This is a genomic window from Variovorax endophyticus, from assembly GCF_025376855.1.
Taxonomy (GTDB): domain Bacteria; phylum Pseudomonadota; class Gammaproteobacteria; order Burkholderiales; family Burkholderiaceae_C; genus Variovorax.
Genome location: NZ_JAHUTH010000050.1, coordinates 1 through 18,647, shown reverse-complemented (window position 1 = coordinate 18,647; position 18,647 = coordinate 1). Strand labels below are relative to the sequence as shown.

Sequence of the window (18,647 nt, the reverse complement as noted above, 5' to 3'; positions counted from 1 at the left end):
GACGGGCCGGCCGGGGGCCGCTTCGTAGAGTGGACTCGACCCATTCCGGTCGACAAGGAGAGTCCCCCTCTCGAAGGAGCATCCGATGCTAGACACCATCCAGGCCGTGAACCGATCGGCCGCATTCAACCGCTGGGCCGGCTTCGAAGTCGTGCGCGCGGAACAGGGCGAGGCCGAGCTGCGCATGGCATGGCGCGAGGCCGACATGGGCCAGTACGCCGGCTTCCTCCATGCCGGCATGATCGGCGCGCTGCTCGACACCGTCTGCGGCTTCGCGGCCGCCACCGTGGCGGGCCGCGTGCTGGCCTCGCACTTTTCGGTCGACTGCATCGCGCCCGCGCTGGGCCGCGCCTTCGTGGCGCGCGGGCGCGTCGTGAAGGCCGGGCGCAAGCAGGTCTTCACCGCCGCCGAGCTGTTCGGCGAGGCCGAGGACGGCACGCTGAAACTGGTGGCCACGGGCAGCACGATCCTGGTGCCGGTCGAGGACAAGGGCTGAGGCCTTCAGCGCGCGGCCGTCAGGGCCGCCGCGGGCGCCGGCCGCGGCGCCCGCTTTTCCCGCATCGGCAGGCCGAACAGCGGCCGCAGCCAGCGCACGCGGCGGATCAGCGCGTCGTTGAGCAGCCAGCAGCCGCCCAGCGTGGCCGCGAGGATCAGCGCCGGCTCGAGCACCGGGCCGAGCGCCAGCGGCGCCAGCCGGACGATCGCCAGCACGATCAGCGTCTGGTGCAGCATGTACCAGGGATAGACCGAGGCATTGGCCCAGCGCAGCCAGGGCCAGGGGCGGTTCAGGTGGCGGTGGCCATGGCCGAGGAGGGTGGCGACCGCGGCCCAGAGGTAGAGCGAGCGCAGCACGGCGTTGACCTCGTCGGGCACGCGGCCGGCGCCCAGCGTGCGCGCCGCGATGTAGGCGGCGACCACCGCCACGGCCAGCGCCAGCGACACGCGGCGCAGCCGCTCGAGCTCGCGCCAGATGCCGCTGTCCGCGCCCATCCAGTAGCCGTAGAGGAAGACGGTGAAGTAGATGCTGTGCAGGAAGGGGTCGCGCACCAGGTCGTGGGTCGGCGGGTAGTGCGGCGCCAGCAGCAGCGTGAAGGCCGCGAGCGGCAGCGCGGGCACCAGCAGCAGCCAGCCGCCGCGCAGCCCGTTGAAGGCCCGGCGCAGCGCCTGGCCCGCGGCCGAGCGCCACAGCGGCAGCGTGAGCGCCACCGCGGCCGTGTAGACGAACAGGTACGGCAGGTACCAGAGGTGGTTCCAGGTGATGCCGAACTCGGCGCCCGCGAAGGCGCCTTTCGGCCAGGGCTGGCTCATCGGCAGGTAGCGCGCGAGGAAGGCGCCGAAGCCCGGCGCCACCAGACCGTTGGCGACGCCCTCGGCATAGGCCTGGTACGGCACGACCACCGCCATGCCGAAGGCCAGCGGCAGCATCAGACGCAGCCCGCGGCCGCGCAGCAGCGCCGCCGTGCCCTGGTGGCGGCTCAGGAAGGCCAGCGAGACGCCCGAGATCAGGAACACCAGGTCCATGCGCCACAGGTTCAGCAGCCGCATCGGCCACTGCAGCCACTCGGCCGCATGCGGGCTCTTGAGGTGCCACGGCCAGTCGGCCACGTAGTACATCGCCACGTGGTAGACGATGACGAGCAGGAAGGCGAGGGCGCGCAGGGCGTCGATGTCGTGGCGGCGCTCGACGGCGGGCGGTGGGGTGGCGGGCATGGGGGGCTCCTGACTGCAAAGGCGGCCATGGTCGAGGCGCGATGCCGCCGCGGCGCGCCCCGGGGACGGATCGCCGGCACTTTGTGACGAGCGGTGAGCCCGCTGGGACGAAACCAGGGGAGAAAACCGCCCCCTGGGCCGCCCCTGTCGCCCCATTCGCCACGCGGATCGCGACAATCGCCGGCCATGGCCGGCCCGCGCAAAGACCTCTACCACCGCTACGAGCCGATCCGCCGCTACGTCGAGGTCGGCTTCTGGATCGTCGTGATGGCGCTGCAGGCGCTGTTCAACACCATGGTGGCGATGGTCGACGCGCGCTCGCGCGCCGTGCCGCGCGAGACCTGGGAGATCGTGGTCTGGGAGGGCTCGAGCCACCTGGTCCTGCTGCTGCTGGTGCCGGCCATCGTGGCGCTGGAGCGCCGGCTCTCGCCGCTGGCCTCGCTGGCGCCCGGCAGGCTGGCGCGCTACCTGGCATGGCACCTGGCGGCCAGCGTGGTGTTCAGCGGGGTCCACGTGATGGCGATGTTCGCGCTGCGTTCGCTGGCCTATGCAGTGGCCGGCGAGCACTACGCCTTCGGCGGCTGGGCCGCGCAGTGGGGCTACGAATACCTGAAGGACGTGCGCGCCTACGTCTCGATCGTGTTCGGGATCTGGGCCTACCGGATGTTCATGCTGCGCTGGCAGGGCGAGGCGCGGGTGCTCGACGCGCCGGACGAGGCACCGGAAGCGTCGCCGCAGCCGGCGGATGCCGCGCCCGCGCAGCCGCCCGCCGAACCCTCACCGCCCCCGGCGCCCGCGCGCCCCGAGCGCTTCCTGGTGCGCAAGCTGCGGCGCGAATTCCTGATCGCCGCCAGCGACATCGACTGGCTGCAGGCCGAGGGCAACTACGTCGGCCTGCACGTCAATGGCCACGACTACCTGCTGCGCGCCACCCTGACCGATTTCCTGACCCAGCTCGACCCGGCGCTGTTCGTGCGCGTGCACCGCAGCCATGCGGTCAATCTTTCGCGGCTGCGCGAGATCGAGCCGCTCGACGGCGGCGATGCCCGGCTGCACATGCACGACGGCAGCACCGTGCCGTGCAGCCGGCGCTACCGCGAGGCCCTGCGCGGCGCGACGGCCTCCTGAACCGCCGCGGGGTGCCGCCATGCACCGTCAGGCGGCATCCGTTCCGGTGCGCCGTGCCTGCCCACCGGGCTCGTTGAGCCCCATCTCGGCCCGTTTCGCACCATTGACGAGCTTGTGGGCACCATTTTTGCTTCATTGGCCCGCCGTCCTGCTGAATTCAGGTGCGGCGCACCAAATCAATCCAAAAACCAGCAAGAAGCTCCAATGGACGCACTCAAACAGGGCGCAGACGCGCTGTTCATCCTTCTAGGCGCGATCATGGTGTTGGCCATGCATGCGGGGTTCGCCTTTCTCGAACTCGGCACGGTCCGCAAGAAGAACCAGGTCAATGCGCTCGTGAAGATCCTGGTCGACTTCTCGGTCTCGACCATCGTCTACTTCCTCGTCGGCTACGGCGTGGCCTACGGCACCCATTTCTTCGTCAGCGCCACCGAGCTGTCGGCCAGGAGCGGCTACGACCTGATGAAGTTCTTCTTCCTGCTGACCTTCGCGGCCGCCATCCCGGCCATCATCTCGGGCGGCATCGCCGAGCGCGCCAAATTCTGGCCGCAGCTGATCGCCACCGCCGTCATCGTCGGGCTGGTCTATCCCTTCTTCGAGGGCATCGCCTGGAACAAGCACTTCGGCATCCAGGACTGGATCGCCTCGGTCACGGGCCATGAATTCCACGACTTCGCGGGCTCCGTGGTGGTGCATGCCGTGGGCGGCTGGCTCGCGCTGCCGGCCGTGCTGCTGCTGGGCGCGCGGCGCAACCGCTACCGCGGCGACGGCTCGCTGGCCGCGCATCCGCCGTCGAACATCCCGTTCCTCGCGCTCGGCGCCTGGGTGCTGTGCGTGGGCTGGTTCGGCTTCAACGTGATGAGCGCGCAGACCATCGACAAGATCTCGGGCCTGGTCGCGGTCAATTCCGTGATGGCGATGGTCGGCGGCACGCTGGTGGCGCTGGCCATGGGCAGGAACGACCCCGGCTTCGTCTACAACGGCCCGCTGGCCGGGCTGGTGGCGGTGTGCGCGGGCTCCGACCTGATGCACCCGATTGGCGCGCTGGTGGTGGGCGGCGTGGCCGGCGCCATCTTCGTCGCGATGTTCACGCTGACGCAGAACAAGTGGAAGATCGACGACGTGCTCGGCGTCTGGCCGCTGCACGGCCTGTGCGGCACCTGGGGCGGCATCGCGGCCGGCATCTTCGGCACCCAGGCGCTGGGCGGCATCGGCGGCGTGAACCTCGGCGCGCAGCTCATCGGCACCGCCATGGGCGTGGTCTGGGCGCTGCTCGGCGGCGCCGTGGTCTACGGCGTGCTCAAGAAGACCGTCGGGCTGCGGCTGTCGCAGGAAGAGGAATTCGACGGGGCCGACCTCTCGATCCACCACATCTCGGCGACGCCGGAGCGCGAAGTCAACTGGTGAACGGTTCGCGGTGGGGGCGGCTCAGCACTTCTGGAAGCGCGGGCACTCGGCCACCGCGCGGATCGCCACCACCGTGTTCTCGCCGTCGAGCCGGCGCGAGAGGAATTCGACCGGCGTGCCGTCGGCGATGTCGGCCGCGAGCCTGCGGTCGGCCAGCCTGAAGGTCTGGGTGGTGAACGGGATCTTCGAGCGCGGCGGGATCTTCAGGTGCAGGTACAGCTTGCCGCCGGACTCCTCGTGCGAGGACATCAGGCGCGCGCGCGTGTAGACGGGGTCGGTCTTCGTTTCCTGCGCGGCGGCGCCCGCGAGTGCGAGCAGGGCCGCGGCGGCCAGGGCCAGGCGGGACAGCGGCGGGAAGGGCATGTGCGAACTCCTCGTCGAAGGTGGCGGAAACGCCATTGTCGAAGCGCCAACCTTCGGCCAAGCCAAAGATGCGTTCGCCCGCGCGCGCCACGCGACCGCGCTTCGGCACAATCGCGCCCCCGGCAAGAACACGGAGGACGGGAGATGGCGAACGACACGATCGAGATCCGGCGCTTCGATGTCCATGCGGACGACGCGTCCGAATGGGCGCGCTTCCACAGATACCGGCGCATCCGCGACGAGGAGCTGCACCCCGGCGAGCCGCAGGCCGCCGATGCCGATTTCGAGCACGACGCGCGGCGCCGCATGCCCTTCTTCGAGGCCGAGCGTTTCGTCGCGCGTGAGGGCGACGAGCTGGTCGGCAACATCATCCTCTGGCGACGCCGGCCCGACGCACCGAACAGCGAGCCCTTCGCCTTGCACATGGAAGCCTGGCTCGGCGTGCTCGGCGCGCACCGGCGCCGCGGCATCGGCAGCCGGCTGCTGGTGCCGCTGCTGGCCTTCATGCGCGAGCACGGCAAGACCGTCGCGACGATGAACACCTTCTACCCTCCGGGCCATGCCTTCCTCGAAGCCTCGGGCGCGGTCCTCAAGCACCGCGTGGTCGAGAACCGCATGCGGATCGACGGCCTCGACGCGGACGAGCTCGCACGCTGGAAGGCGCAGGGCACGGCCGGCGGCGCGCTGCATTTCGAGATCCATCCCGGCCGCACGCCGATGGAGCGCCTGGCGCAACTGCTGGCGCCGTTCTCGGACCTCTTCAACGACATGCCGCTCGGCGAACTCGAGCTGCCGCCCGCGCGCTACGAGCTCGACGGCTACGCCAACTGGTACCGCGAACTCGACCGCAGCGGCGGCGAGCACCACCTGGTGCTGCTGGTCGACACCGACGGCACGCTGGCCGCGATGTGCGAGGCGCACTGGGACCCGCGCACCCCCGACCGCCTGCACCAGCGCCTGACCGGCGTGGCGCGCGCCTGGCGCGGCCGCTCGCTGGCCAAGGCCGTGAAGGCCGCGATGCTCGACAGCGTGCGCGCGCTGCATCCCGAACTGCGCACCGTCGTGACCTACAACGCCGAGGCCAATGCGCCGATCCTCGCGATCAACCGCCGGCTGGGGTTCGAGGTGCATCGGCGGCAGGGGGTCTATCAGCTGGGGGTCGAGGCGCTGGCCGAGTGCCTGGCGCGGCGCGGGGAATCGTCGGCCTGAAGCGCAAATTGCGCCGATACGCTTCAAATTTGAAGCGTATCGGGCCGGAACCGGCGCCCAGCAAGAACGCGCCGCCTGTAGCAAACTCGCGCGACCCCGATCCCGCCCGAGCCGCCACACCCCACCATGACGCAATCCCCACCCGCTCTCGAAGTCCTCCCGCGCGACCTCTCCGCCTACCGCCAGGGCAATGTCGGCGTCGACTACGTGCACCGCTTCGAATCGGGCAAGCCCGGCCCGCACGTGCTCATCAATGCCCTGACCCACGGCAACGAGATCTGCGGCATGACGGCCGCCACGCACCTGCTCGACCATGGCGTGCGGCCGAAGATCGGCACGCTCACCGTGAGCTTCGCGAACATCGACGCCTACGAGTCCTTCACCGAAGCCGCGCCCTACGACAGCCGCCAGATCGTCCACAACCTCAACCGCATCTGGTCGCCCGAGTGGCTCGATGGCACCGAGGACAGCCCCGAGCTGCGCCGCGCGCGCATCCTGCGGCCGGTGGTCGAGGCCGCCGATCACATCCTCGACATTCATTCCACCAGCCAGCCGGTGGTGCCGTTCTGGGTCTACCCGTCCTTCGAGCGCAATGCCAGGGTGGCGATGGCCATCGGCCGGCCGCCCGTGCACCTCGTGATGCCCGACGGCCTGGGCTCGGGCACGCCGCTGATCCAGTACGGCAGCCATGGCGGGCCCGACGGGAAGGGCGTGGCGATGGTGGTCGAGTGCGGCCAGCATTTCCTGCGCTCCGCCTCCGACCTCGCCACCGCCGTCACCTACGACTTCCTTGCCTACTTCGGCCTGGTCGACAAGGACCCGGCCGCCCCCGCGCCCGAGCCGCAGCGCCGCTTCAAGCTGCTGCAGACGCACGTGATCCAGAGCGAGGACTTCGCCTTCGTGCGCCCGTTGATCGGCTTCGAGACCTTCGCCAAGGGCGAGCTGATCGCCACCAACGGCCCCGACGAGATCCGTGCGCCGGTCGACGACTGCACCGTGTTCATGCCCGCGCAGCGCGTGATCGTGGGGCGCGAGGCGCTTTACCTGACGCAGCCGATTTGAGACGAGCCAGGGCAGCGTCGTGTGAGGCCGCGGGCGTGGTGGGGTCGAGGCAGGCGGCCGTGAAGCCCGACCGCTCCGAACTCATGCGCGTGCCTTCGAAATCGTCTTGCCCCGGCAGCGCGGATAGTTCGCGCAACCCCAGAAGCTGCCGTCGTTCTTCGCCGAGGGGCGCTCGACCATCTTGGTCCCGCAGCTGGCGCAGGTCGGCCGCCAGTATTCGCCCTCATAGGCGACTTCGAGCAAGGCGACCTGCTGCGCGGGCGTGCGCTGGCCGATGAGCTTCAGCAGCGCCTCGCCATCCTGGACATGGATGCGGTTGGCCTTGGCGAAGGCGATGGCATCGCTCGAGAACCTGGAGCTCGTGACGTAGGTGCCGCTCTTCAGGCCGTGCGAGGTCATCACGCCGAGGAATTCGCGCAGCTCCTTCACACCCACCGGCCGGTTCTGCCAGTGCTTGCACTGGACGATGCGCGGCTGGTCGCTGTGTCGGGACTGCAGCCAGATGTCGACACCGCCGTCGGCACCATGCGACTGGCTTCGGGTGGCGAAGCCCGCCTGCGCGTAGAGCGCTTCGCATACCGCCTCGAAGCGCCGCCATTCGATCTCGGCGAAGACGGCGGCGCTCCATGTCGCCGCGGCCTGGCTACCGGTATCTCGCCGGGGGTAGAGCGGCGACGCGGCACCGGTGTCGAGCACGGGCTCGGTCCGCGCGCGGGAGGCCGAGGCCGGATCCGCCTCGGGTGCACCGGCCGCCTTGACCGCCCGATCGATGAAATGGTGGAGCGCCAGCAGCACAGCGCCGACGGCCAGCGCGGCCCAGCCGGCGGGCCGAAGTGCGGCGCCCAGGCCGGCCAGCATCGGACCGCGCAGGAACATCGGCACGACCAGCAGGAGAAGCAGGCCGACGAGCACCGCGGTCCAGCCCTTGCCCGCCAACTCCCGGCGCGCCCGCTCGCGACGTCGGTCCTGGCGCTTGGATCGGGCCATCTGCGCTGCCTCGCCGCTCAAGCCGCCAGCGCACTGCGCGCCGGAATCTTCTCGAAGCAGTGGTTGCACAGCGACTGCTTCACGAAGGCCGCGTGCGTGGTGTCGACCGGCTTCTTGCAGTGCTCGCACATGAAGGCCTCGCCGACCGCGAGCTGGAATTTCTGGAAGAAGGCATCGCTCAGGTGGATGCGGCGGATGTCGCGGATGTCGTCGCGCACCTTGAGGTTCTCGAGGGTGTTGTTGTCGAGCGCGGTGCGCGTGATGTTGAGGTGGTTGTAGCAGCCGTAGTCGATCGAGTAGACGTTGAAGGTCTCGCCCGCCATGTCCTTGTGCGAGTAGCCCTTCTTGCGCAGGTGCAGCACGCGGAAATCCACCAGCCCGAGGATGTGCGGATTGGCCGAGTACTTCTCGCTGATCATGAAGTGGCTCGAGTTCTTGCCGACCACGATCTCCTGCACGATCTTCTCGAGCAGGTTCTTCTCGACCGAGTGCTCGTCGACCTGCTTCTTCTTGTCGGTCTCGTACCAGCCCGAGGTGGCGGCGCGCACGTTCTTGATCGAGATGTGCTTGGACCCCGAGCTCTTGAACTGCGCGTACGAGTGGATGAAGAGGTTGATGAAGTCGCGCGGGATGCCCGCGCTCGCGATCAGCAGTTCGCCCAGCGCCTTGTTGGTGAGGAAGGCGTTGATGAAGGCGTCGTTGTTCTTGCGCGAGGGCAGCAGCAGTTCGTCCGAGAGGCTGGGGCTGTGCTGCTCGAGGTGCTTGCACAGCAGCTGGTTGAAGAAGTTTCGGGTCTTGGCCTTGTCGATCTCGAACACGTAGCGGTTGTCGAGCTGGTAGCCGAAGATGTCGCCGCCGTCCTCCAGGCCGTAGAACTTCTCGTCGGTCTTGTGGCCGAGGTCGGTGCGGTTCGGGATCGCGGCGATCTTGAAGCTGAAGCGGCTCGCGATGAAGGACTTCTTGACCAGTTCGGCCAGGTGCTTCTGGGCCGAGTTCGGGATCTCGGACCATTCGTCGATCAGGCAGAAGACGCGGTTCAGTTGCAGTTCCTCGCTCAGCTCCTGCAGCAGGTTCGCGATGTCGAAGACGCTGATGAACTGGTCCTTGAGCCTCGACTCCTGCGACTTGGTCTGCAGGCTGCCCGAGGCCTGCAGCTCGGGCGCCTTCGAGAGCTTGAGCGAGGCGCCGGCCTGCGCGATCGACTCGACGGCGAGGGCCGTCTCCTTGAGCTTGTTGAGCGAGCTGCCGTCGAGTTCGCGCTGGATGGCCTCGAGCCGGTGCTGCAGCTGGCGCTCGGCTTCGGCGTCGAGCGGATCGCGGCGCAGCGGGATGATGTCGTCCCGGCCGTGGATGGCGCGCAGGTTGCTCGAGAACGCGTTCACCAGGCTGCGGATGATGTTCTTGAACAGGATGACCGCGTACTGCTCCCAGCTCAGGCCGTCGGCCTCGGCATGCGGCAGGATGGTGCGGGCATCGATGTAGACCGCGATCCGGCGCGAGGCCGCGAAGTCGTTGTTGATCTTCTCCTGCAGCGCCTTCAGCAGATGGGTCTTGCCCGAGCCGCGGCGGCCGTAGATGACCTGGTTGTTGAGGTTGTGGATGTCGTGCAGCGCGTCCTCGCCCACGTACAGGCCGAGGTAGCTCTGGTCCTGGATGTTCTCGGCGCGCAGCGCGTTCGAGAGCGTCGCGACGGCCTTCTGGATCTGGACGTCGCTGATGGGCATGGCATTGCCGGTCCGGGGCGCGCTGGTCGTGTTCTTCTGCATGAGGGCTGGTGCAAGTGAAACGGACCGGCGCGCGTCCCCGAGATGGGGCCTCCCGGCGCGCGGTCTGAAAACGAATTGTTACTTGCGTCGAGCGCCTTGCCAACAGAGGCGCCCCGGCCCGGACCGCCGGCGAGGTGCCGGCGCAACGTTCAGGCGGAAATGAACAGCGCCGGATCGACCATGGCGCGGTTGAGCATCACCGACCAGTGCAGGTGCGGGCCGGTCACGCGGCCGGTGGCGCCCACCGCGGCGAGCTTGTCGCCGGTCTGGAGCACGTCGCCGACCTTCACGTCGACGCGGCTCAGGTGGCAGTACATGGTCAGCAGGCCGCCGCCATGGTCGAGCCAGACGGTGCCGCCATTGAAGAAGTAGTCGCCGGTGTCGATGACCTTGCCCGGCAGCGGCGCGAGCACCGGGGTGCCGGTGCCGGCCGCGATGTCCATGCCGCTGTGGGGATTGCGCGACTGGCCGTTGAACACACGGCGCAGGCCGAAGGAGCTGGAGCGGCGGCCGGGCACCGGCACGCGCATCTGCAGCGCGGCATCGGGGCGCAGTTCGGTGCGGGTGGCGGTCACGGTGGCGAGGTGGTCGCGCTCGCGCTCGTAGCGCGCCTGGTCCTCGGGCGAGAGGTCGACGGTGCGCGGCGCCACGTTCAGGCGCTGCTCGCGGTACTGCTTGGGCGCGATGCTGTAGCCGAGCTGGCGAGGCGCGGCATCGGGGCGGGCCTGCACCGAGATGCTGGCCTCGCCGGGTTCGGCCGCGAGCGGAATGCCGACGAGGGCGGTCCATTCGATGGCGTCGCCGAGTACCAGCACGGGCTGGTTGCCGTCGCCGCCAGTGGTGGCCAGCGGGCGCGCGGCCGCGGGGCCGAGCGACAGGCGCGCGATGCCACCCGGGACCTGGGAGGCGCGGGGCCAGACTTCGGGGGGCTGGGGCTTGGCGCCGCCGGCCTTCTTGGTCGCCGCCGTGGCGGGCAGGGCGAGCAGGGCGGCGGTGCCGATCAGGAGCGTGCGGCGGGTGGAGAGCGGAGCATGAAGGATGCGTGACATGGGCCGCATTGTGGCGGCATGGCCCGCGCCCGGTTGTCGGAAAGCACCATGTAAAACCGGGGCACGCGGCCCCGGTTCGTGATGCGGCGAGAGCGCCGGGGCCTACTTGCCCCAGCTGTCGCGCATGCCCGCCGCGCGGTTGAACACGCGCTGCCCGGCGGCGGCCGCCTTGGCGTCGAGCACGAAGTAGCCGTGGCGCTCGAACTGGAAGGCCGCCTCGGGCTTTGCGTCGGCGAGCGAGGGCTCGACATAGGCCGCGCAGACCTCGAGGCTGTGGCGATTGAGCTCCTCGAGCAACTCGCCGCTGCCCGGGTTGGCTTCGGCGAACAGCCGCTCGTAGAGCCGCACCTCGGCCTGCACCGCGTCGGCCACGGCCACCCAGGTGATGTTGCCCTTGACCTTGATCGCGTCGGCGCCCGGGGTGCCGCTCTTGGTGTCGGGCACCAGCTTCGCCTGCACCTCGATGAGCTTGCCCTCGGCATCGCGCGTGGCGCCGGTGCACTCGATGACGTGGCCGTACTTGAGCCGCACCTTGTTGCCGGGGAACAGGCGGAAGAAACCCTTGGGCTGGACGTCCTCGTAGTCGGTGCGCTCGATCCAGACCTCGCGGCCCAGCTTGAAGGCGCGCTTGCCGAGTTCGGGATGGTGCGGATGGATCGGTGCCGAGCAGTCGTCGAGCGCAGCGTCGCCACCCATGAGTTCGCCCCAGTTGGTGATCACCAGCTTGACCGGGTCGAGCACCGCCATCGCGCGCGGCGCCACGGGGTCGAGGGTGTCGCGCAGCGCGGCCTCGAGCGCGGCGTAGTCGATCCAGCCGCCCGACTTGGTGGTGCCGCTGCGTTCGCAGAACAGGCGCAGCGCCTCGGGCGTGTAGCCGCGGCGGCGCAGGCCGGCCAGCGTGGGCATGCGCGGGTCGTCCCAGCCGTCGACGTGCTTTTCTTCCACCAACTGGCGCAGCTTGCGCTTGCTGGTGAGCACGTGCGTCACGTTGAGGCGCGCGAATTCGTACTGGCGCGGGTGCGGGCTGGCGATCAGGCCGCCTTCGGCGAGGCGGTCGAGCAGCCAGTCGTAGAACGGGCGCTGGTCCTCGAACTCGAGCGTGCAGATGCTGTGGGTGATCTGCTCGAGCGCGTCCTCGATCGGGTGCGCGTAGGTGTACATCGGGTAGATGCACCACTTGTCGCCGGTGTTGTGGTGCGTGGCCCGGCGGATGCGGTAGAGCGCCGGGTCGCGCATGTTGATGTTGGGGCTCGCCATGTCGATCTTGGCGCGCAGGGTGGCGGCGCCGTCGGCGAGCTGGCCGTCGCGCATCTCGCGAAAGCGCGCGAGATTCTCCTCCGGCGTGCGGGTGCGGTAGGGGCTGTCGGTGCCGGGCTTGCCGAAATCGCCGCGGTTGGCGCGCACCTCCTCGGCCGACTGCTCGTCGACATAGGCCAGGCCGGCGCCGATCAGGTATTCGGCCGCGCGGTACATGAAGTCGAAGTAGTCGCTCGCGAAGTACTCGTGCGGCTGCATCACGCCGGGCGCGCTGGGGCGGTCGGCCAGGTAGGTCTCGTAGCCGAGCCATTCCACGGCGTCGCGGATCGAATCGACGTACTCCTGCTCTTCCTTTTCGGGGTTGGTGTCGTCGAAGCGCAGGTGGCAGACGCCGCCGTACTCGCGCGCGAGCTCGAAATTCAGCCAGATGCTCTTGGCGTGGCCGATGTGCAGGTAGCCGTTGGGCTCGGGCGGAAAGCGCAGGCGGACCCGGGCCGGATCGCTCATGCCATGGGCGTGGTGCTCGGCATCGCCCGGGGCCCCGCCCCAGCGGCGGCCGGCGTAGGCGCCCTGGGCGAGGTCGTTTTCGATCACGTGGCGCAGGAAATTGCTGGGTGCGGCGGGTGTTTTTGCGACGTCTTTGTCGGTCGGGGAGGTCATCGACGCATTCTAATTAGGGGACTCTTCAGGTTACCTTTGGCAACGCTCTTCACAATGTGGCGGGCAACCACTTTGCATTTGGCGCGTTCAATACGTACATGGGCAGCGAATGCCCACCCTACAAGGAGTCCAACATCATGAGCGTCACTCGTTCTACCTTCTTCAAGTGGGCCGCCGCAGGCGTCGTCGCCGCCGGTGCCCTGTTCGCGGCCACCTCGGCCAGCGCTCGCGGCGACGTGAGCTGGTCCATCGGCGTCGGCGTTCCCGGCGTGTCGGTGGGCGTGGGCGCCCCGGCCTATTACCCGGCGCCGGTCTACGCGCCGCCGGCCCCGGTCTACTACGCGCCGCCCCCGCCGGTGTACTACCGCCCGCCGCCGGTCTACTACCGTCCGGCCCCGGTGTACTACGCGCCGCCGGCCTACTACGGCCCGCGCTACTACGGTCGCGGTTACTACCGCGGCCATGGCCACTGGCGCTGAAATGCAACGTTAGACGTGAGCAAATGAAAAAGCCGGTTCCTCGGAGCCGGCTTTTTCTTTGGGCGACGCACCGGCCCGGATTTCACATGGCGCGAAAAAGATGGGCGTAGAGCCGGCTGACCGGGATCCGCTCGGGCCGCCCGCGCAGGTCGAGGGAGAGCTTGCCGGCCTCGTCGCGGTGCACCGCCTCGATGGCCGAGGCGCGCACGACGACCGCGCGGTGCACCTGCCAGAAGGTCTGCGCATCGAGCTGCGGCAGCAACTGCTTGAGCGGCGTGCGGATCAGGTATTCATGGTCCGCGGTCAGCACCCGCAGGTACTTGTCGGCGGCCTCGAAATACAGCACCTCGTCGATCGGCACCATGCGCACGGTGCTGCCGCCGGCATCGCTGGCGGCGATCATGCGCAGCGGCGCGGCCGAGGGTTCGGGCAGCGGCGCGCCGGCGCCACCCGCCGCCGCCAGCACCTCGCGCCAGCGCGCGAGCGTGCGGTCCAGCGCCTCGTCGGGCGGCGCTTCGGCCGTCGGCCGCGCGGCCAGCGCCTGCTTGAGCCGCGCCACCGTCTTGCGCAACCGATAGGGCTGCACCGGCTTCAGCACATAGTCGATCGCCTGGGCTTCGAAGGCGCGGGCCGCGTACTCGTCGTAGGCGGTCACGAAGACCAGCTGCGGCATCGGTGCCTCGTCCGCGGGCCAGGCATCGGCCAGCTCGGTGGCGGCGCCCAGGCCGTCGAGGCCCGGCATGCGGATGTCGAAGAACAGCACCTGCGGCAGCAGCCGCAGCGCCTCGCGCACGGCGCTGCGGCCGTCGCCCGCGATGGCGGCGATCTTCAGCTCGGGCCAGGCGGCGGCCAGTTCGGCCTTCAGCGCCTGCGCGAGCAGCGGTTCGTCCTCGGCGATCAGCGCGGTGGGGGAGGTGGCAGTGTTCATGGCGTGGGGGAGGCGGCCGGCGCATCGCCGGTGGAGGAAGCCTGCAGCGGAAAGCGCAAGGTGGCGCGGGTGCCCGTGTGCTCGCCGGGCGCGAGCGTCAGGGCGGCGCGCGGCCCATAGACCGTGGTCAGCCGCTCGCGCACCTGTTCGAGGCCGAAGCCGCCGCCGTCCCGCGACGTCGACGGCGATGCGGCATCGAGCCCGACGCCGGTGTCGCTGAGTTCGATCACCAGCAGCTCGCCCTCGCGGCGCGCGCGCACCGCGATCTCGCCGCCCTCGACCTTGGGCTCGAGGCCGTGGCGGATGCTGTTCTCCACCAGCGGCTGCAGCAGCAGCGGCGGCACCGGCACCTCGCGCAGCTCGGCCGGCAGCTCGAGCGTGTAGCGCAACCGCTCGCCCATGCGCACCGACATCAGCTCGAGGTAGTCGGCCAGCCGGTCGAACTCGGCCCCCAGCGGGTGCGCGAGCGTGCGCGAGCCGCTGAGGGTGACGCGCAGGTAGCTGTTGAGCCGGTCGAGCATGGCCACGGCGCGCGGCGGATCGAGCGTGATCAGCACCCGCAGGTTGGCCAGCGTGTTGAACAGCATGTGCGGCTCGAGCTGGGTTTCGAGCAGCTTGAGCCGGGCCTCGGTCGCATCGCGCCTGGCTTTTTCGATCTGGCCCTGCAGGTGCTTGCTCTTGCCGAGGCTGTAGAAGAAGAAGCAGGCGCCGGCGGTGGCGACCAGCGTGATGGTGAGCGTGGTCGCCAGCTTGTGGCCGCGGTAGTCGAGGAAGTCGAGCAAGGGGGCGCCGCTCCAGGCGTCGCCGATCAGGTTGCCGAGCAGGAAGCCGGCGGTCACGCCGAAGCCGATCAGCGCGATGCTCTGCGGGCCATGCGGCCAGAGCACTTCGCGGTGGCCGCTCATCAGCAGCCGGCCGCCGTCGATGCACAGCCAGCTGATCAGGCCGATCGACATCGAATAGACCATGTGGTTGACCCAGCTGCGGCCGCTCGAGATGCTGAGCGCGGCCGCGATCAGGCAGCAGAAGACGGCGGTGATCAGCCCGTGCCGCAGCAGGTCGCGCAGGTTCTCGGTGCCGAACCTGGGGCGGGCGGCGGCAGGGGCCTGGCTCAACGGCGCTCCCCGGCGGCCAGCGCGCGGCGCTCGCGTTCGACCAGGCGCTCGTAGAAGTCGCCGCCCGGCGCGATGAACCAGATCACGGCGCCGTGCACCAGCAGCCCCAGGCCCCAGCCCATCAGCGGATAGACGGCCCAGGTGTGGCCCTTCGAGGCCGACAGCACGACCAGCCCGAGGTTGACCAGCACGTAGACGAAGGCATGGATGTACCAGCCCATCTTGGCGCCGGCGCGGCGGCGGGCGCGCTTCTCGAGCTCCGCGGGAGAGGGGGACGAGGACATGTTCATGACGGCTCCTTGATCTGGACGGGAATGAAATTCATGACGGCTCCTTGATCTGGACGGGAATGAAATCGGGGGCGGGGACGGGCGCCGGGGCTTGCACGGCCGCGCGCCGGCGCAGCTCCTCGGTGGTCTCGCCGGGCCCGTCGGGGTTCCAGCCCGGCGGCTTCACGAGGTAGCCGACGAAGGCGCGCACCGAGCGGGCCGAGGCCAGGTCCTCGAACAGCGCGCGCCATTGGCCGAACTCGATCTCGAGCAGGTTGTACGAGGTGATCGGCTTCACGAGGCCATAGCGGCAGGGCAGGTCGGCGCGTTCGGGGATGTAGGTGCCGAACAGGCGGTCGAACACGATCAGCACGCCGCCGTAGTTGCCGTCCAGGTACTCGAGGTTCGAGGCATGGTGCACCCGGTGCGCCGAGGGCGTGTTGAGCACCCATTCGAGCGGCCCGAGCTTCGGGATCCAGGCGGCGTGGATCCAGAACTGGTAGAGCAGGTTCAGCGTCAGCATGATCAGTACCACGCGCGGCGGCATGCCCAGGAGCGGCGCCAGCATGAAGAAGGCCAGCGTGCCGGTGAGCTTGCCGGTCCAGCCGAAGCGGTAGGCGGCCGACAGGTTGAGCTCGTTGGGCGAATGGTGGATCGTATGGGTGCACCAGAACCAGCGCACCCGGTGCGCGGCGCGGTGGTACCAGTAGTAGCAGAACTCCTGGCCGATGAAGCAGGCGGCCCAGCCGGTCCAGTGGTCCATCGGCAGGGTGATGAGGCGGTGCGCGTAGAGCCAGTCCATGGCGCCGACCCAGAAGGCCAGCGGCAGCAGCCAGCGCAGCGGGTATTCGCGCACCAGGAAGTCGAACACCGAGATGCCGGCCGCCTTCCAGTCGTAGCCGCGCCAGCCGTTGCGCCACGAGAGCACGAGCGCTTCGGCCAGCGAGGCGATCAGCACCACGGACACCGAGATCTTGAGGATCAGCACGAGGACGGACATGGCGCTTCCTGCAGGCGGATGGGGAGGGAATGGACGGCGGCGATCTTAGGCGGCGCCGGCCCGGCTGGCCATGGCGTCGGTGGCGATCGCCAGCTTCCACAGGCGCAGGGCGCGGGCCGCGAAGACGCCGCTGAAGGCACCGTAGAGCACGGGGATCGCGACCGCGAAGACGCTGTCGTGGCGCAGCTCGGGGTGCAGGGCCAGCGCCACGCCCACCACGTACTTGGTGAAGAAGATGCCCATCATCAGCGCCAGCGGCACCGCGCTGCCGGCCAGGTGGAAGCGGCGCGCGGCGGCGTCGTAGCGGGTGCTCGCGGGCAGCGGGCGCCGCAGCACCAGCGCGATCATCACGGCCGCGGCGGCGGCCCAGCCGAGCAGGGCGCCGAGCGAATCGCCGAAGGCCGAGGCCACGCCCATCAGCGACAGCGCGCCCATCGCGATCGGCATCAGCGTGATGCGCGTCAGGCCCACGCTGCCCGACAGCAGCTGCTTGCCGCCGAACCAGACCAGCAGCGCGAAGACGGCGAACACCCACTTGGGCGTATGGAGGAGGATCTGGATCAGCATGGAAAGACTCCTGGATCGGTTGAAGGGTTGAAAGGCGGACGAAGGGTTCGGGAGAAAGGATGGAGGCCCGGTGGCGTTGGAGCGGACTGTGCCGGCCCGCTCGCGGGACTGCCACGGTGTTGCGATGAAATGCGGGGCCGGCGGCGCGAAGTGCCTGCCGGCGGCGCGAAATGCGCGCGGCTTCGAGCGACGCCGGAACGGCACGCCGTCCTGCGGCAAGCGGGGGTACGCGAGCTTTACCGCCCGTTTACGGCACAGCAAACTCTGCATACACCTTTTGGCGCTGTACTCTAGGCCGCACCCGATCAGGCTCTCTTCTCTCTCCCATGGATCCCCAAACGCCTCCCGAACCCCTGCCGGCCACCGTGTCGCCCACGCATCCCCAGGTCCGTCGCCGCCGCTGGTTCGGCAGCCTGATCGCGCTGATCCTGCTCGTGGCGCTGGGCGGTGGCGCCTGGTACCTGGTGCAGCGCTCGAAGACGCCGGCGGCCGGTCCCGGCGCCGGGCCTGGCGGGCCGGGTGGCCCGGGCGGGCGGCCCGGAGGCGGGCGAGGCGGCGGTGCCGCCTCCAGCACCGTCGGCATCGCGACCGCGCGGCAGGCCGACATCCCGATCCAGCTCGAGGCGCTCGGCACCGTCACGCCGCTGGCCAACGTCACGGTGCAGCCGCAGGTCTCGGGCGTGCTCACGCAGGTGCTGTTCCAGGAAGGGCAGATGGTCAAGAAGGGCGACGTGCTCGCCACCATCGACCCGCAGCCCTACCAGAACGCGCTGGCCCAGGCCACCGGCGCGCGCCAGCGCGACGAGGCGCAGCTCGCCGCGGCGCGCGTCACCCTGCAGCGCTACCAGACCCTGCTGGGCCAGGACTCGATCGCGCGCCAGGACGTCGACACCCAGAGCGCGCTGGTCAAGCAGCTCGAGGGCACGGTCGCGATCGACCGCGCCAACGAGAACAGCGCGCGGCTGAACCTGGCCTGGACCCGCATCGCGGCGCCGGTCGGCGGCCGCATCGGCCTGCGGCCGGTGGACGTGGGCAATTACGTCTCGACCGGCACCAGCGGCGGCGTGGCCGTCATCACCCAGATGGCGCCGATCGACGTGGTGTTCTCGGTGCCGCAGGACCGCGTGCCCGAGGTCCAGCAGCGGCTGGCCGCCGGCGCCAGGCTGCCCGCCACCGCCTTCGACCGCGCGCGCGTCAAGCAGCTCGCCACCGGCAGTTTCTCCACGCTCGACAACCTGGTCGACACCCAGACCGGCACCGTCAAGGCCAAGGCGCGCTTCGCCAATGCCGACGGCGCGCTGTTCCCGAACCAGTTCGTCAACCTGCGCCTGCTGCTGCGCACCGTGACCAGCGCCGTGGTGGTGCCGGTGACGGCGATGCGCAACGGCCCGAACGGCGACTATGTCTATGTGCTGAACGCCGACAACACGGTGTCGCAGCGCGTGGTGACGCGTGGCGAATCGAGCGTCGACAACATCGCCGTGACCGCCGGCCTGAATGCCGGCGAGGTGGTCGTGACCGAGGGCGGCGACCGCCTGAAGGACGGCGCGCGCGTGCAGACCCAGGCCGACCGGCCCGCGGTCGCGCCCGGTGCCGCCGCCAATGGCCAGCACCGTGGCGGGCGGCGCCAGCGCGACGGCGCGCAGGGTGGTGCCCAGGGCGGGCAGGGTGGGCAGGCCCCGGCCGGCGGC

18 protein-coding genes are annotated in these 18,647 nt (G+C 69.8%); 7 read left to right on the top strand and 11 right to left on the bottom strand.

The genetic code is table 11. From position 1 onward, the window contains the following. The first annotated feature begins 85 nt into the window (after positions 1–85). Positions 86–496, top strand: coding sequence for a PaaI family thioesterase (locus KV106_RS38170; RefSeq protein ID WP_261217414.1), 411 nt, complete (start codon positions 86–88; stop codon positions 494–496). A gap of 5 nt (positions 497–501) precedes the next feature. Here the strand turns inward: KV106_RS38170 and KV106_RS38165 are convergent, their stop codons facing one another. Next, complete coding sequence (locus KV106_RS38165; RefSeq protein WP_261217412.1) at positions 502–1,710, bottom strand: acyltransferase family protein; 1,209 nt, start codon at positions 1,708–1,710, stop codon at positions 502–504. A gap of 186 nt (positions 1,711–1,896) precedes the next feature. Between KV106_RS38165 and KV106_RS38160 the strand changes: the two genes are divergently transcribed. Further along, on the top strand, positions 1,897–2,838 hold the full coding sequence (locus KV106_RS38160; protein WP_261217411.1) for a LytTR family DNA-binding domain-containing protein: 942 nt from the start codon (positions 1,897–1,899) through the stop codon (positions 2,836–2,838). 204 nt (positions 2,839–3,042) lie between these two features. Then, entirely contained in the window at positions 3,043–4,245 is a 1,203-nt protein-coding gene (locus KV106_RS38155) for an ammonium transporter (RefSeq protein ID WP_261217410.1), read from the top strand. Positions 4,246–4,266: 21 nt separating this feature from the next. Here the strand turns inward: KV106_RS38155 and KV106_RS38150 are convergent, their stop codons facing one another. Next, complete coding sequence (locus KV106_RS38150) at positions 4,267–4,608, bottom strand: hypothetical protein (protein WP_261217409.1); 342 nt, start codon at positions 4,606–4,608, stop codon at positions 4,267–4,269. A 144-nt stretch (positions 4,609–4,752) separates the two neighbouring features. Between KV106_RS38150 and KV106_RS38145 the strand changes: the two genes are divergently transcribed. Together KV106_RS38145 and KV106_RS38140 are read left to right on the top strand one after the other, a co-directional pair. Then, positions 4,753–5,817, top strand: coding sequence for a GNAT family N-acetyltransferase (locus tag KV106_RS38145; protein ID WP_261217408.1), 1,065 nt, complete (start codon positions 4,753–4,755; stop codon positions 5,815–5,817). A 126-nt stretch (positions 5,818–5,943) separates the two neighbouring features. Beyond that, on the top strand, positions 5,944–6,879 hold the full coding sequence (locus KV106_RS38140) for a M14 family metallopeptidase (RefSeq protein WP_261217407.1): 936 nt from the start codon (positions 5,944–5,946) through the stop codon (positions 6,877–6,879). Between the two features lie 81 nt (positions 6,880–6,960). On the opposite strand, the gene KV106_RS38135 is transcribed toward KV106_RS38140, so the two are convergent. The 4 genes from KV106_RS38135 to KV106_RS38120 all read right to left on the bottom strand — a co-directional run bounded on the left by KV106_RS38135 (position 6,961) and on the right by KV106_RS38120 (position 12,598). Further along, positions 6,961–7,866, bottom strand: coding sequence for a restriction endonuclease (locus KV106_RS38135; RefSeq protein WP_261217406.1), 906 nt, complete (start codon positions 7,864–7,866; stop codon positions 6,961–6,963). 17 nt (positions 7,867–7,883) lie between these two features. Then, entirely contained in the window at positions 7,884–9,632 is a 1,749-nt protein-coding gene (locus tag KV106_RS38130) for an ORC-CDC6 family AAA ATPase (RefSeq protein WP_261217405.1), read from the bottom strand. Between the two features lie 149 nt (positions 9,633–9,781). After that, positions 9,782–10,681 carry a M23 family metallopeptidase gene (locus KV106_RS38125; RefSeq protein ID WP_261217404.1) on the bottom strand — a complete coding sequence of 300 codons (900 nt, stop codon included), beginning with the start codon at positions 10,679–10,681 and terminating at the stop codon, positions 9,782–9,784. A gap of 102 nt (positions 10,682–10,783) precedes the next feature. Further along, on the bottom strand, positions 10,784–12,598 hold the full coding sequence (locus KV106_RS38120) for a glutamine--tRNA ligase/YqeY domain fusion protein (RefSeq protein WP_057592852.1): 1,815 nt from the start codon (positions 12,596–12,598) through the stop codon (positions 10,784–10,786). A 137-nt stretch (positions 12,599–12,735) separates the two neighbouring features. Between KV106_RS38120 and KV106_RS38115 the strand changes: the two genes are divergently transcribed. Continuing rightward, the gene (locus KV106_RS38115; RefSeq protein WP_261217399.1) at positions 12,736–13,077 is read left to right on the top strand and encodes a hypothetical protein; all 342 of its coding nucleotides are present in this window, start codon (positions 12,736–12,738) and stop codon (positions 13,075–13,077) included. Positions 13,078–13,159: 82 nt separating this feature from the next. On the opposite strand, the gene KV106_RS38110 is transcribed toward KV106_RS38115, so the two are convergent. From KV106_RS38110 to KV106_RS38090, 5 genes are read right to left on the bottom strand one after another with little or no spacing between them, the layout of a single operon-like run. Continuing rightward, a complete protein-coding gene (locus tag KV106_RS38110; RefSeq protein ID WP_261217394.1) occupies positions 13,160–14,005 on the bottom strand; it encodes a LytR/AlgR family response regulator transcription factor in 846 nt (281 codons plus the stop codon). Further along, positions 14,002–15,120, bottom strand: coding sequence for a sensor histidine kinase (locus KV106_RS38105; RefSeq protein WP_261217393.1), 1,119 nt, complete (start codon positions 15,118–15,120; stop codon positions 14,002–14,004). Before KV106_RS38105 ends, KV106_RS38110 begins: the two co-directional genes overlap by 4 nt. Further along, a complete protein-coding gene (locus KV106_RS38100; RefSeq protein ID WP_057592849.1) occupies positions 15,117–15,410 on the bottom strand; it encodes a 2TM domain-containing protein in 294 nt (97 codons plus the stop codon). Before KV106_RS38100 ends, KV106_RS38105 begins: the two co-directional genes overlap by 4 nt. Positions 15,411–15,441: 31 nt before the next feature. Continuing rightward, on the bottom strand, positions 15,442–16,389 hold the full coding sequence (locus KV106_RS38095; RefSeq protein ID WP_261217392.1) for a sterol desaturase family protein: 948 nt from the start codon (positions 16,387–16,389) through the stop codon (positions 15,442–15,444). 45 nt (positions 16,390–16,434) lie between these two features. Further along, positions 16,435–16,956 (bottom strand): DUF6622 family protein, encoded by a 522-nt coding sequence (locus KV106_RS38090; RefSeq protein WP_261217391.1) that lies wholly within the window; start codon positions 16,954–16,956, stop codon positions 16,435–16,437. A 326-nt stretch (positions 16,957–17,282) separates the two neighbouring features. On the opposite strand from KV106_RS38090, the gene KV106_RS38085 reads away from it, so the two are divergent. Then, positions 17,283–18,647 (top strand): efflux RND transporter periplasmic adaptor subunit (locus KV106_RS38085; RefSeq protein WP_261217390.1); only part of this gene is annotated, 1,365 nt, incomplete at its 3' end.

Bases quoted from the DNA above. Each gene is read 5' to 3' on its own strand.
- KV106_RS38145 (WP_261217408.1), top strand. From the start codon at position 4,753: ATGGCGAACGACACGATCGAGATCCGGCGCTTCGATGTCCATGCGGAC.
- KV106_RS38125 (WP_261217404.1), bottom strand. From the start codon at position 10,681: ATGTCACGCATCCTTCATGCTCCGCTCTCCACCCGCCGCACGCTCCTG.
- KV106_RS38135 (WP_261217406.1), bottom strand. From the start codon at position 7,866: ATGGCCCGATCCAAGCGCCAGGACCGACGTCGCGAGCGGGCGCGCCGG.
- KV106_RS38115 (WP_261217399.1), top strand. From the start codon at position 12,736: ATGAGCGTCACTCGTTCTACCTTCTTCAAGTGGGCCGCCGCAGGCGTC.
- KV106_RS38165 (WP_261217412.1), bottom strand. From the start codon at position 1,710: ATGCCCGCCACCCCACCGCCCGCCGTCGAGCGCCGCCACGACATCGAC.
- KV106_RS38160 (WP_261217411.1), top strand. From the start codon at position 1,897: ATGGCCGGCCCGCGCAAAGACCTCTACCACCGCTACGAGCCGATCCGC.
- KV106_RS38110 (WP_261217394.1), bottom strand. From the start codon at position 14,005: ATGAACACTGCCACCTCCCCCACCGCGCTGATCGCCGAGGACGAACCG.
- KV106_RS38130 (WP_261217405.1), bottom strand. From the start codon at position 9,632: ATGCAGAAGAACACGACCAGCGCGCCCCGGACCGGCAATGCCATGCCC.
- KV106_RS38170 (WP_261217414.1), top strand. From the start codon at position 86: ATGCTAGACACCATCCAGGCCGTGAACCGATCGGCCGCATTCAACCGC.
- KV106_RS38090 (WP_261217391.1), bottom strand. From the start codon at position 16,956: ATGCTGATCCAGATCCTCCTCCATACGCCCAAGTGGGTGTTCGCCGTC.
- KV106_RS38120 (WP_057592852.1), bottom strand. From the start codon at position 12,598: ATGACCTCCCCGACCGACAAAGACGTCGCAAAAACACCCGCCGCACCC.
- KV106_RS38140 (WP_261217407.1), top strand. From the start codon at position 5,944: ATGACGCAATCCCCACCCGCTCTCGAAGTCCTCCCGCGCGACCTCTCC.
- KV106_RS38100 (WP_057592849.1), bottom strand. From the start codon at position 15,410: ATGAACATGTCCTCGTCCCCCTCTCCCGCGGAGCTCGAGAAGCGCGCC.
- KV106_RS38155 (WP_261217410.1), top strand. From the start codon at position 3,043: ATGGACGCACTCAAACAGGGCGCAGACGCGCTGTTCATCCTTCTAGGC.
- KV106_RS38095 (WP_261217392.1), bottom strand. From the start codon at position 16,389: ATGTCCGTCCTCGTGCTGATCCTCAAGATCTCGGTGTCCGTGGTGCTG.
- KV106_RS38150 (WP_261217409.1), bottom strand. From the start codon at position 4,608: ATGCCCTTCCCGCCGCTGTCCCGCCTGGCCCTGGCCGCCGCGGCCCTG.